Raw genomic sequence first — 10,670 nt, forward strand, 5'->3', positions numbered from 1 at the left:
TCTCGACAAGAAGATTGGCCGTGCTCAGACCCTCGCCGACGCCGAGCGCAGCGCGCCGGCTATCGTGCATGGCCGTCTCGGCGATGGTGCGTTCGAAGAGCGCGCCCGTGATTTTTCCGTCGTTAAGGCTATCCGTTCGGCTCTACCTCGCGATCTCGGTGGCGGTGACGTAGACGCTGGTTTCGAGCGCGAAATCTCCAATGAAGTCGCCAGGCGCAGCGGCCGTGCCTTTCAGGGCATCGCCGTTCCCGATCAGGTATTCTTGCAGCCGCAGGAAAACCGCACTCTCTTGGCCGGCTCCAGCGCGGCCGATCTGGTGCCTAACACGCACCGCGCCGACCTGTTCATTGACCGCCTTCGCTCGTCTCTGGCGACGGAACGCCTCGGCGCAACCGTTCTGGACGGCCTTGTCGGTACGGTCGATATCCCGCGCCAGACCGGCAGCTCCGCGGCGCAGTGGGTTGCCGAAGACGGTTCCCTGACCGAAACCGATGCGTCGTTTGATGACGTGACGCTTGCGCCGAAGACTGTCGGCGCCATGACCAGCTACAGCCGCCGCACCCTCCTGAATGCCTCGCCATCGATCGAGCAGATCGTGCGCAACGATCTCGCGGCGATCATTGCCCGCGCGATCGACAACAAGGCCATGACCGGCGACGGGACCGGCAACACGCCGGTTGGCATCACACACACGTCGGGCGTTACCGAAATCACGACGGGCGGCGCAACGTCTTGGGAAAAAATCCTCGGCTTCATCGCCGATGTCGAGGCCGCGAACGCCTTGCAAGGCTCCCTCGGCTGGGCGCTCAATGCCTATGCCGTCAAAAAGCTGCGCAGCACTCCGAAGGTGTCGGGAACCGATAGCGTGATGCTGATGGAAGCGCCCGGCCAGCTCGCCGGCTATGTCGCGGCCGTCACGTCCGCCCTGGCTGGTGATCCGAGCGGAACGCCAGTGCCCGGTACGGCGATCTTCGGCGATTGGTCCAGTTTGCTTATCGGCTATTGGTCCGGCGTCGATATCCTGCTGAACCCCTACGAAACCACGGCCTATGCCAAGGGCCGCGTTCTCGTGCGCGCCATGCGTGACGTTGATGTGGCGGTTCGTCATCCCGAAAGCTTCGCCTTCGCGGACGATATCACCGTTTAATGGGAGGCGACCATGGCGACTTTAGAGCGTCGGGTCGCAATCGAGCTTCGGGCCGGAGGGGATAAGAAATCCCCCCGGCTCGTCGGTCATGCGGCCGTGTTCAACTCTCCCTCGCAAGACCTTGGCGGCTTTACCGAGATCGTCTTGCCCGGTGCATTCAAGCGCACCCTGACGACGGATCGCGATCCGCTCGCCCTTGTCCAGCATATGCCGCAACTCGTGCTCGGCCGTCGCTCGGCCGGAACGCTTCGCCTGCAGGAAGATGGTCGTGGCCTGGCCTTCGAAATCGACGTTCCCGATACGTCGGCCGCCCGTGACCTGATCGTCAGTGTCGAGCGCGGCGACGTGCGCGGCGCGTCCTTCGCTTTCAGCGTCCCGAAGGGTGGCGATCGATGGGAGGTCAGGGGCAGTCAGGTTGTCCGCGAGCTGATCGACGTGGATTTGCACGAGGTCACCATCACGGCGCAGCCCGCTTACCTCGATACCGACGTGGCCCGCCGCTCCTACGAATTGCAGTTCCTGCCGATGCCTCGCCTTCGGGCGCTGCGCCGCTTCTTGGAGACGATCTAAATGGAAACCGCCACGATCTCGACTGAAGAGCGGTCTGCGCCGTCGTCGTGGGATTTGCTGCGCACCGGAGCCGATTACGGCTCTGATGCCGGCGTTCCCGTGTCGCCCTTCCTTGCTGAAAACCTGTCTGTCGTCTTCTCGTGCGTCCAAGTGATCTCCGAGACTGTCGGCATGCTGCCGCTGCTGGTCTATCGCAAGCTCGGCGACGGTGACCGCTCACAGGATCCAGCGCACCCTGTGGCGCAGATCTTCGGCGGCGATGTCAACGATCGTCAGACGGCGAGCGAGTTCATCGAAATGATGACCGCGCACTGCCTCTTGCGCGGCAATGCTTATGCCGAGATCGTCCGCGACGGCCGGGGCGCTCCTGTCGAGTTGATCCCCTACCATCCCGACCACGTAAGCGTCGTGCGTATCCCGCGCACCGGCCGCTATGCCTATGACGTGAGCTTGCCGGAAGGCGGGACGCGCCGTTTGCTGCCGGAAGAGATGTTCCACCTTCGTGACCGTTCCGACGACGGCGTTGTGGGTAAATCCCGACTGGCCCGCGCCCGTGAAACCTTCGGATCGGCGATCGCGACCGAACGCTACGCCGCTTCCACCTTCAAGAATGGCGCTTCCATGTCGGGCATCCTGTCGCATCCGGAGGCGATCGGCGAGGAAGCAGCCGACCGCCTGCAACGGGACTTCAAGCAGACCTATTCCGGCGTGGATCGTGCCGGCGCTGTCGCCGTGCTCGAGGAGGGCTTGAAGTGGCAACAGGTGAGCGTGTCGCCCGACGATGCTCAAATGCTGGAAAGCCGCAAGTTTTCCACCATGGCGCTTGCCCGTATCTTCCGTGTCCCGCCGCCCGTGATCGGTGATTTCGAGGGCGGCAACTATTCCTCTATCTCGGAAGTCGGCCGTTGGTTCTACTCGCACACCATCATGCCATGGCTGAACAAGTGGGAACGCGCCATCGAGCGCAACCTGTTTTCCTCGATCTCGCGCCGCGCCTTGGAAGTCGAATTTGACTGCGATCTCCTGTTGCGCGGCGACATGCTGACGCGGTTTCAGGCCTACCGCATCGCCCGTGAAATCGGCGTTTACAATGCGAACGAGCTGCGCCGCTTTGAAAAGCAGAACCGCCGGGCCGATCCGGCCGGCGACGAATATTTCGCTCCCGCCAACATGCAGCAAGAGCAGACGGCGCAGCCCGTCGCTGATCGTGGCGGAGGTAACAATGCCGAAGAATAGCGCGGCCCGCGTTGGTGGCTTTTCCGGGGTTTCTACGCTTCGCCCGGATTTCAACGCCGCATGGGTGCGACAAGACGGTGAGTGTCGCGGCTCTGCCTCCCAAACAACCCCGTCTGCCGATGGGGGAGGCTCCTTTCACCCCGCGATCGGCACCCCTCTTTCCCTGCGAGGTGCATCATGCTGACTGTTATTACTCCTGCCACAGTTTTCAATCTGGTTGATCTCAGCGCGGTTCGCTCCGCCCTGGGCATCGTTGATCAGTCTGACGATGAAGCTTTGCAGGGCTTCCTTGATCGTGCATCGGACGTGATCGCACGACACTGCAGGCGTGTCTTTGCACTGGAAACCGTTCAGGAACAATTCCGGCCGGATGGCTGGCGGGAAGAGTTGATCCTTAGCCGCTATCCTGTTGTCGATATCGTCTCGATTACGGAAAAAGGCAATGTTGTTGCCGTTCCTGATTATGAGATCGATAAGCCGAAAGGCATGTTGTTGCGCCTCAATGGTGACCGGCAATGCTGGTGGGCGGCGCACAAGATCGTGGTGACCTATAGCGCAGGTTATAACCTGCCGCAGGATACGCCGCCGGCGCTGCAGCAGGCCTGCATTCAGCTCGTGAAATCCTACTACATGTCAGCCGATCGCGACCCGATGTTGCGCTCGGAAAGCGTCAGCGACGTGTCTTCGTCTTCCTACTTCGCCAATCGAGACGACATGCATATGCCGCCCGATGTGCTCTCTCTGTTGAAACAGTTCCGCAAATTCAAGTGAGGTGATGCCTATGCTCAACCCTGGTTCTTTCACGTTGCTTTCGCGTCAGCTCACCACGGCCTTGGCTGGCGAGGCGCAGACAGCAAATATTAAGCTCGCTGGTATCCTCGCTGCGACACTGCAGTGTGAGTTCACGTATGGCAGCGGTGGCGCGAGCTGTAAGGTCTATGCGCAGGTCTCTCTTGATAATGGCCTGACTTGGATCGATGTGGCTTGCTTCGCCTTCACTACGGCCAGCGCGGTCAAGGTGATCAATCTGTCGGCTAGAACGCCGGTCACCGTACCGATTACTCCGACACAGGCTTCTCTTCCGGATAATACGTTTGTTGACGGTATCCTCGGCGCGACGATGCGGGCCGTCGTGGTGTCTGCCGGCAACTATTCCAATACCTATGTTCGGCTGAGGCTCGATGCGAAATGAAACACTCGCTCGTCGCCCGCTTGGACCGTCAGCTCCGCCGCCGTGGTGAATGGATCACGCTACGGCATCAGACTGGCTCTACGTCTCACCAGATTGTGCAAACGCGCGGGATTGTGAAGACGTTCGGCCAAGAGCGCCTGATCGGTGGAATTTCCCAGACGAATTACATGATTATCCTGTCTCCGACCGATCTCAGAAATAGTGGGTTTCCGGGAGCGGAACCGAAGGTCGTTCCCAACGGTACGTTTCCGCCAGAAGACCCTAACCTGCCCGATAGATCGGGCAGCGTAACGTTTCGAGGTCGCTATGCAGCTATTGAGAGCGTTGATGCGATCTATGATCGTGACGAGGTTGTGCGCATAGAGATCAAGGTGATGGGATAAATGCCCTCAACCTCTTGTCTAATCCAACAGGTTTATGATACCGCTCTACCTCGGCTTATGTCGTGGTTTGGCGTTCCCGCGCAAAACAGGCTAAGTCGAGACGGGTCTAGCGATGAAAACCGAGTCGCTAGAAACGAATTAGGCCTCGCGGACGGCAATCCAACGAGGCCTGAAATTCGGTGTCTTGAACCGGGTCGCCCCTGCAAGGGCGGCTTTGAGAACCCTAAAGGAGGGTCGATAAGCTATGTCCATAAGCCATAACGAGAGCGCGTTGTCAACGCGTTCGACTGATCGTGCGCCTGTCGCGGCGTATCCGCTTGTCATTGCTGAATGGGAACGCAACTCACGCGAGACAGTGCGTGTTGCTATTGACCAGTACAACGGCCGTCACACGGTCAATGCTCGTATCTGGTATCGGGATGGCAATGATGAAATGCGGCCGGGCAAGACCGGCCTCACACTCAGCGTTAAGCACCTGGCATGCTTGGCCGAAGCGATGTCAAAAGCCCTCGAAGAGGCTCGCGGCCTTGGCTTGATTGAGGGTGACCAATGAGCGATTACACTCCCTCGGCTGCATTGCTGAATAGCTCCCTCATGCGCAGACAGTTTGATGCTCGCCAGATCGACGCCATCATGTCTGGTCAGTTTGAAACCAAGCGCGCTACCCGCCAGCCCAACTGGGCTGGTCGTCGTCATCCTGACGGGCACGGTCCTTACGGCGAACGTGCGCGACAAAAACGTGTCTATGACCGCACCAAGTCACGCCACAGGAAGCGTATGCGAGGTGGCGATGGCCGTATCCCATACTGGTTGCGTCAGTGGTTCACTGAGGGGGAGCGGGCGGCTCTAAGCGTCATCGCAGCAGAGGTTATGAAGAATGGTGCGTGCGATCTCCCGATTGAGAAGATCGCGAGCATTGCCGGCATCAGCGTGCGAACTGTCCAGTATGCGATTGCTACAGCAGCCTGGCGTTCTTCAGCGATCATGAAGCTTCCGGAGTGTGACCGCCCGCCGTTGTTGCTCCATGTTGAGTATCGCCCTCGGAAGGGTGCCAAGAGCCTATCTAACCGCATCAAGATCATCTCACGAGAGTGGGTGAATTGGTTGTCCTATACGCCTTCGGAAGCTCCTGCCCTTGAGGCGGTAGCCGAAGGTGAGTGGCGCATAATGGACATGTTTGCGGGGCGCATGCCCCCTTCCCTGCTGACAGGGTGCAAGAAAAAGCACACCTCAAAGACCGATATACAATTACCCTCTATATACGACAAACCGGTTGATCTTGAAGACGGTTGGCAACGTTTGCGTGCGGGGTTGCCCTTGAAAAAGGGGGCTTATGAGAAGGAAGAGGGGGCGAATGTCGAGCTTCCTAACAGGAGGCAGTGGGGATGACAGACCCGTACTATAAGACGCCGGAATGGCGGAAGCTGCGGGCCGCGCGGCTGGCGAAGGATGGCGGCATGTGCGTGGTGCGCGGCTGTGGGAAGAAGGCCACGACGGTTGACCACATCGTGCGCCGCCGTGACGGCGGCAAGGATGCGATAGCGAACCTGCGGTCACTGTGTGGCGAGCATGACAGGTCTGTGAAGGAGCTGCCGAGCGGTAAGCGCCGCAATGGTGGCAAGCTGGTAGTGAAGGGCTGCTTTGAGGACGGATCGCCGCGCGACCCGAAGCATCCTTGGTACACAGGCGGGCCGAAGAGAGGGGCGAGGGGGGTTCAAACATAGCATCTTTAGCCGGGGGCTGGACCGTCGGGGAGGCACGAAGACACTTACTTTTCATTGAGGATTAGGTGTATAGTGTTTGTGTATACAAACGATGCAAGGATGATGGACCATGGGTAGACGCGGAATTGGTGCGAAACCAGTCAAGGCTGTGACGGAAATTTCCAAAACTCGGCGGAAAACTAAGCCGTGGGAAAAGCGCGGCTTGTCTCGGCCGGCGCGCGTGATCGCCTTCATCGAGACACTGAAAATCACAAGCGGCATGCATGCTGGAAAGCCGTTTATCCTGCGCCCTTGGCAAAAGGAGATCATCGAGGCGATCTATACCGTTGGCCCTGACGGCCGACGCATTAAGCGGCAAGTGTTGCTTACGATCCCGAGAAAAAATGGCAAGACGCAGCTCGCGGCCGCGCTAGCGCTCTGCCATCTGGTCGGGTCGGAGGCCGAGCAGCGCGGGCAGGTTTATTCCGCTGCGGCCGACCGAAAGCAAGCCGCGCTGATCCTTCGCGAGTTGATCGCCTTCGTCCGCGCCGACGCTGAGCTGTCCGATCGGATTATCATCCGCGAGCACTCGAAAACCCTTGAAGATGTCGTCACCGGCTCGACCTATGAGGCGCTTTCGTCCGACGCGAAGAAGGCGCACGGCTTGAACGTGTCATTCGCCGTCCTGGACGAACTGGCGCAGTGGCCGAAACGTGATCTTTATGACGCCCTGACCACGGGCGGCGCGGCGCGCGCCGAACCGCTCTTCGTGACGATCTCGACGCAATCGCACGATAAAAATTCGGTCATGTCCGAACTAGTCCAGTACGGTCAACGGGTACTCGACGGCGTGATTGAAGATCCGTCGTTCCTGCCCGTCATCTTTGCCGCGCCCGATGACGCCGACCCGTGGGCCGAGGAAACATGGTTCGCATGCAATCCCGCCCTTGGCGACTTCCGATCTCTGGAAGAAATGCGGGCCGCAGCGGCGTCCGCTAAGGCCCTGCCGGCGCGTGAACCGGCGTTCCGGCTTCTTTACCTCAATCAGCCCGTCGATGCGACGGCGCGCTTCCTCAATGCCCGCGATTGGAATGCATGCAAGCAGTCGGATAGCGGAGATTATGGTTTGTTTGGCAATCCGCTGGCAAATCAGCGTTGCATCCTTGGCCTCGATCTCAGCTCGACAACCGATTTGACAGCACTCGCCGCATGGTTCCCTGCCCTTCAGGAGCTTCGGGCGTGGTTCTGGATGCCGGCCGAGAATATCGAGGAAGCCGAGCGCCGCGACCATGTGCCGTATCGACTGTGGGTCCGTCAGGGCTTCATTGAAGCCACGCCGGGCCGCGCGATCGACAAGACGTTCGTTGTTCACCGCATGGCCGAGCTGACGAAAGAATATCAGGTCCAGTTCTGCGCGGCCGATCGCTGGCGACTGGACGAGGTGCGCCGGATCATGGCCGAGCAAAGCGTCAAGATAGAGATGCAAGAATTCGGGCAGGGCTGGAAGGATATGGGGCCGGCGATCGATGCAGTCGAGACGGCCGTGCTTCGCCGCGAACTGCACCATCCCGGCCATCCGGTTCTCGATATGTGCGTCTCGAATGCGGTCACCGTGTCCGACCCGACCGGCGCGCGAAAACTGGTAAAAGAGAGGAACACGGGCCGCATTGACGGCCTGGTGGCGGCGACGATGGCCATCGGCGCGGCCGTGAAGGTCGCGCCGAAGAAAGACAGCGTCTACAAGACGCGAGGCCTTATTTCGCTTGGCGCTTCTCGATAGAGAATTCCCCTCCATCCATGGCTATGACGGACAAAGCGGACGTGAGGCGAATGCGCGCGGTGTCTATGATTTCCATGAAGGCCATAGCTTGTTCCGAAGTGAAGATGAGGGCGTCAAGTAAGGCGATGGCCTCATCTTCACCAAACTCTCTGCTTGCTGTTATGAGGTGTTCTTTAGTTTTGAGCGTCAGCGAATACGCGAGGCGGCAATGCTCACCGAACGACTTGAAGTTAGCTGGTGAAAGCTCCTCTTCGAGTTGTTTGTCTGGGTTCCACGGCTGGAATTCTAATGCAGCATAGTCTTGCGTGCTCAAGGATTGGTTGGGATCGCTCATTCCCCTCCCTCCTTCTTCTCGGCGAAGTAGAGGTCGTATAGCTCCATTATCGAGTCTCGACCGGCCGAGAGCTGGTGTTCGAGTGTGGTGGCAATCGCGACGATGGCGGTGAGGCGTCGTTCCGGATTGGTTTTTGTGGTTGCCAGCTCAAATATCGCATCTCCTAGGCCGCGAGAAATTGCGACAATTCCTTCGAGGTCGGAAATCACGTCATGGCGATCTCTGGTCGGTTCTGTGCTATGCGTGGCGGTAGCCTTAGCCATGGCTTACTCCATTGGCGAGGTTAGGGCCGGTCAACGGGTGTTCCAGCACCCGCCCGGCCCGCTTACATTGCACATTTGTGTTGTCACTTGCAACACTATTAACCCTCAGTTAATATCCGTTGTATACACAAATGCCATATAACGGAGTTTTGGCAATGATATTGGCGGTCGGGAATATCAAGGGTGGCGTTGGCAAAACCATGCTTGCCGTGAATATCGCTGTTGCTCTTGCGCAGCGCGGCCGTGACGTTCTTTTGATTGATGGTGATGACCAGGCAAGCGCATCGACATTCGCTCGCATTCGGTCAGATTTAGAAGTCTCGAAGTTAACGACCGTTCAACTTCATGGGGCGGCTATCCGTCAACAAATGAAGCAGCTTTCGGCTAAGTATGATGAGATCATCATTGACGTTGGTGGCCGTGATACTGGCAGCCTTCGTGCGGCTTTGACGGTTGCCGGCGCTATCCTCGTTCCCTTCCAGCCACGCAGCGTTGATCTATGGGCGGGTGAGCAGATTGCCGCTCTTGTTCAGGAAGCGCGTGAGGTGAATGAGGGTCTAAAGGGTTATGCCTTGCTGAATGTGGCGGATGCCCAGGGCAGGGATAATGAGGACGCTACTGCGGCTCTAAGCGCGCTGGATGGACTTGAGCCCTTATCGACCTCTGTCGTTAGGAGAAAAGCGTTCCCTAACGCATTTTCGGCCGGGCTGTCCGTTCTTGAATTCTCGCCAAAAGATGCAAAGGCTTGTGGTGAAATTCTATCCATTGTAAATGCGTTGTACACACGGGGGATATGATATGGCTATCAAGATGCCACCTAAGAAGGCCGATGAAAAAAAGGCAGAGGCTTTTATCGCAAAGAATGAGAAGCCTAAGCAGGAGGAAGGTGGAAAGTCCGTGGTCAACCTTCGCATGGACAATGATCTGTTGGCGAGGATTGATGCCGACGCAAAGCGAATGGGTATAAGCCGCTCCGCCTGGCTGCACGTTGCGTCGAGCAAAATGTTAGATGCGTAATGCGGTTTATGGAACTGATTTCATAGTAGAATTGAAGTCGTAACCGCGAATTCAAAGTCATATTTTCCGATGAGCCTGGCTATTCAGTATAGCCGGGCTTTTTCGTGTGCTTCGTTCGTCGTTTGTCCCACAAAAAATACTTGCTGTGGAAAGAGTGGCAAAAACCTCTTGCCCTTCACCACAGGTTTGCGCTATAGGTCGTGCCGTAGTGTTGAAACCGCCGCCACAGGAGGGCGAATTGGAAACTCGAAAATACCCTGTACGCATCCGTGCCGCCATGGCGTGCCGGATCGTGAATTTGGACCGCGTAAGGTTCAATGATGCCGTCGCAAGTGGCACCTATCCGTGCGCACCCTCGACCCGTTCGGGTGCGGCTCGCATTTTCACCGAAGGTGAGCTGCTTCCGCTCTATTTCTTCGCTCGCCTGACCGAGTTCGGCATTCCGGCCACTCTGGCTGGTCGCCTTTCGTGTGAAATGGGCACTACGGCTATCCTCGACACTTCGGAGCCGGCCGAGCGCATCATCTTTATCAAGGGCCAGTTCGGAAGCTCGTTCTTCACCCCGAACAAGTCGCTTATCCCGGCCAAGCCGGGTGAGATCAAGGTGTATGACCCGGAACACGAGACGCCGAATGAAAAGCACCCGACCGGCTGGCATTATCCCGGTATTGGCCGAGTGATCTTTACCATCGATTTCTACATCAAACACGTTCGCGAGATCATCGCGGATCAGATCGCTTACGAGATGAGTATTCTCGGCGAAGAGGACGACGAAAAGTCGCTCTAATATTCAATGCCGGGTCAGCAAATTTGCCGGCCCGCTCCTGTTTCAACCGATCGAACGTCGTGATGACTGTCCGGTCCCTGTGCGGCAAAGCCGCCTGATGGAGCTTATTTCAATGCCCAAATTGCATGAACTGCAAGAAGCCCGCGCCGCCGCCGTCGCCGAGATGCGCGGCATTTCCGATAAGGCCGAAACCGAAAAGCGCGACCTCTCCACCGATGAGGACAAGAAGTTCGGCGAGCTGAAAACCACGATCGCGGA

At 58.2% G+C, this 10,670-nt stretch carries 15 protein-coding genes; 13 read left to right on the forward strand and 2 right to left on the reverse strand.

From position 1 onward, the window contains the following. From ACSQ3I_RS27710 to ACSQ3I_RS27755, 10 genes are all read left to right on the forward strand, one after another. On the forward strand, nucleotides 1–1,147 hold a 1,147-nt coding region (locus ACSQ3I_RS27710), incomplete at its 5' end, for a phage major capsid protein (RefSeq protein ID WP_436004354.1). A 12-nt stretch (nucleotides 1,148–1,159) separates the two neighbouring features. Further along, nucleotides 1,160–1,717, forward strand: coding sequence for an HK97 family phage prohead protease (locus ACSQ3I_RS27715; protein WP_436004356.1), 558 nt, complete (start codon nucleotides 1,160–1,162; stop codon nucleotides 1,715–1,717). Next, nucleotides 1,718–2,953, forward strand: a complete 1,236-nt coding sequence (locus tag ACSQ3I_RS27720) for a phage portal protein (RefSeq protein WP_436004358.1) — start codon at nucleotides 1,718–1,720, stop codon at nucleotides 2,951–2,953. It begins immediately after the preceding gene. 177 nt (nucleotides 2,954–3,130) lie between these two features. Continuing rightward, entirely contained in the window at nucleotides 3,131–3,724 is a 594-nt protein-coding gene (locus ACSQ3I_RS27725) for a phage head-tail connector protein (RefSeq protein WP_436004360.1), read from the forward strand. Nucleotides 3,725–3,734: 10 nt separating this feature from the next. Continuing rightward, nucleotides 3,735–4,145: a hypothetical protein gene (locus tag ACSQ3I_RS27730; protein WP_436004362.1), complete on the forward strand. Its 411-nt coding sequence runs from the start codon at nucleotides 3,735–3,737 to the stop codon at nucleotides 4,143–4,145. Further along, on the forward strand, nucleotides 4,142–4,528 hold the full coding sequence (locus ACSQ3I_RS27735; protein ID WP_436004364.1) for a hypothetical protein: 387 nt from the start codon (nucleotides 4,142–4,144) through the stop codon (nucleotides 4,526–4,528). The genes ACSQ3I_RS27730 and ACSQ3I_RS27735 overlap by 4 nt, the downstream gene beginning before the upstream one ends. Nucleotides 4,529–4,772: 244 nt before the next feature. Continuing rightward, nucleotides 4,773–5,081, forward strand: coding sequence for a transcriptional coactivator p15/PC4 family protein (locus tag ACSQ3I_RS27740; RefSeq protein ID WP_436004366.1), 309 nt, complete (start codon nucleotides 4,773–4,775; stop codon nucleotides 5,079–5,081). After that, nucleotides 5,078–5,917, forward strand: a complete 840-nt coding sequence (locus ACSQ3I_RS27745; protein WP_436004368.1) for a hypothetical protein — start codon at nucleotides 5,078–5,080, stop codon at nucleotides 5,915–5,917. Before ACSQ3I_RS27740 ends, ACSQ3I_RS27745 begins: the two co-directional genes overlap by 4 nt. Beyond that, complete coding sequence (locus tag ACSQ3I_RS27750; RefSeq protein ID WP_436004370.1) at nucleotides 5,914–6,252, forward strand: HNH endonuclease; 339 nt, start codon at nucleotides 5,914–5,916, stop codon at nucleotides 6,250–6,252. Before ACSQ3I_RS27745 ends, ACSQ3I_RS27750 begins: the two co-directional genes overlap by 4 nt. A gap of 109 nt (nucleotides 6,253–6,361) precedes the next feature. Continuing rightward, nucleotides 6,362–8,011, forward strand: coding sequence for a terminase large subunit (locus tag ACSQ3I_RS27755; RefSeq protein WP_436004372.1), 1,650 nt, complete (start codon nucleotides 6,362–6,364; stop codon nucleotides 8,009–8,011). On the opposite strand, the gene ACSQ3I_RS27760 is transcribed toward ACSQ3I_RS27755, so the two are convergent. Together ACSQ3I_RS27760 and ACSQ3I_RS27765 are read right to left on the reverse strand one after the other, a co-directional pair. Beyond that, complete coding sequence (locus tag ACSQ3I_RS27760) at nucleotides 7,986–8,345, reverse strand: hypothetical protein (protein ID WP_436004374.1); 360 nt, start codon at nucleotides 8,343–8,345, stop codon at nucleotides 7,986–7,988. The genes ACSQ3I_RS27755 and ACSQ3I_RS27760 overlap by 26 nt on opposite strands. Then, the gene (locus ACSQ3I_RS27765; protein ID WP_436004376.1) at nucleotides 8,342–8,608 is read right to left on the reverse strand and encodes a hypothetical protein; all 267 of its coding nucleotides are present in this window, start codon (nucleotides 8,606–8,608) and stop codon (nucleotides 8,342–8,344) included. Before ACSQ3I_RS27765 ends, ACSQ3I_RS27760 begins: the two co-directional genes overlap by 4 nt. Before the next feature lie 155 nt (nucleotides 8,609–8,763). Between ACSQ3I_RS27765 and ACSQ3I_RS27770 the strand changes: the two genes are divergently transcribed. The 3 genes from ACSQ3I_RS27770 to ACSQ3I_RS27780 all read left to right on the forward strand — a co-directional run bounded on the left by ACSQ3I_RS27770 (nucleotide 8,764) and on the right by ACSQ3I_RS27780 (nucleotide 10,412). After that, nucleotides 8,764–9,405, forward strand: a complete 642-nt coding sequence (locus tag ACSQ3I_RS27770) for an AAA family ATPase (protein ID WP_436004378.1) — start codon at nucleotides 8,764–8,766, stop codon at nucleotides 9,403–9,405. Nucleotide 9,406: 1 nt separating this feature from the next. Then, nucleotides 9,407–9,625, forward strand: coding sequence for a ribbon-helix-helix protein, CopG family (locus tag ACSQ3I_RS27775; protein ID WP_436004380.1), 219 nt, complete (start codon nucleotides 9,407–9,409; stop codon nucleotides 9,623–9,625). A gap of 238 nt (nucleotides 9,626–9,863) precedes the next feature. Next, nucleotides 9,864–10,412 (forward strand): hypothetical protein, encoded by a 549-nt coding sequence (locus ACSQ3I_RS27780; RefSeq protein WP_436004382.1) that lies wholly within the window; start codon nucleotides 9,864–9,866, stop codon nucleotides 10,410–10,412. The last annotated feature ends 258 nt before the right edge of the window (nucleotides 10,413–10,670 follow it).

The sequence above is a fragment of the Rhizobium sp. LjRoot30 genome (assembly GCF_964253915.1).
Classification (GTDB): Bacteria; Pseudomonadota; Alphaproteobacteria; order Rhizobiales; family Rhizobiaceae; genus Metarhizobium.

Bases quoted from the DNA above. Each gene is read 5' to 3' on its own strand.
- ACSQ3I_RS27715 (WP_436004356.1), top strand. From the start codon at position 1,160: ATGGCGACTTTAGAGCGTCGGGTCGCAATCGAGCTTCGGGCCGGAGGG.
- ACSQ3I_RS27720 (WP_436004358.1), top strand. From the start codon at position 1,718: ATGGAAACCGCCACGATCTCGACTGAAGAGCGGTCTGCGCCGTCGTCG.
- ACSQ3I_RS27725 (WP_436004360.1), top strand. From the start codon at position 3,131: ATGCTGACTGTTATTACTCCTGCCACAGTTTTCAATCTGGTTGATCTC.
- ACSQ3I_RS27730 (WP_436004362.1), top strand. From the start codon at position 3,735: ATGCTCAACCCTGGTTCTTTCACGTTGCTTTCGCGTCAGCTCACCACG.
- ACSQ3I_RS27735 (WP_436004364.1), top strand. From the start codon at position 4,142: ATGAAACACTCGCTCGTCGCCCGCTTGGACCGTCAGCTCCGCCGCCGT.
- ACSQ3I_RS27740 (WP_436004366.1), top strand. From the start codon at position 4,773: ATGTCCATAAGCCATAACGAGAGCGCGTTGTCAACGCGTTCGACTGAT.
- ACSQ3I_RS27745 (WP_436004368.1), top strand. From the start codon at position 5,078: ATGAGCGATTACACTCCCTCGGCTGCATTGCTGAATAGCTCCCTCATG.
- ACSQ3I_RS27750 (WP_436004370.1), top strand. From the start codon at position 5,914: ATGACAGACCCGTACTATAAGACGCCGGAATGGCGGAAGCTGCGGGCC.
- ACSQ3I_RS27755 (WP_436004372.1), top strand. From the start codon at position 6,362: ATGGGTAGACGCGGAATTGGTGCGAAACCAGTCAAGGCTGTGACGGAA.
- ACSQ3I_RS27760 (WP_436004374.1), bottom strand. From the start codon at position 8,345: ATGAGCGATCCCAACCAATCCTTGAGCACGCAAGACTATGCTGCATTA.
- ACSQ3I_RS27765 (WP_436004376.1), bottom strand. From the start codon at position 8,608: ATGGCTAAGGCTACCGCCACGCATAGCACAGAACCGACCAGAGATCGC.
- ACSQ3I_RS27770 (WP_436004378.1), top strand. From the start codon at position 8,764: ATGATATTGGCGGTCGGGAATATCAAGGGTGGCGTTGGCAAAACCATG.
- ACSQ3I_RS27775 (WP_436004380.1), top strand. From the start codon at position 9,407: ATGGCTATCAAGATGCCACCTAAGAAGGCCGATGAAAAAAAGGCAGAG.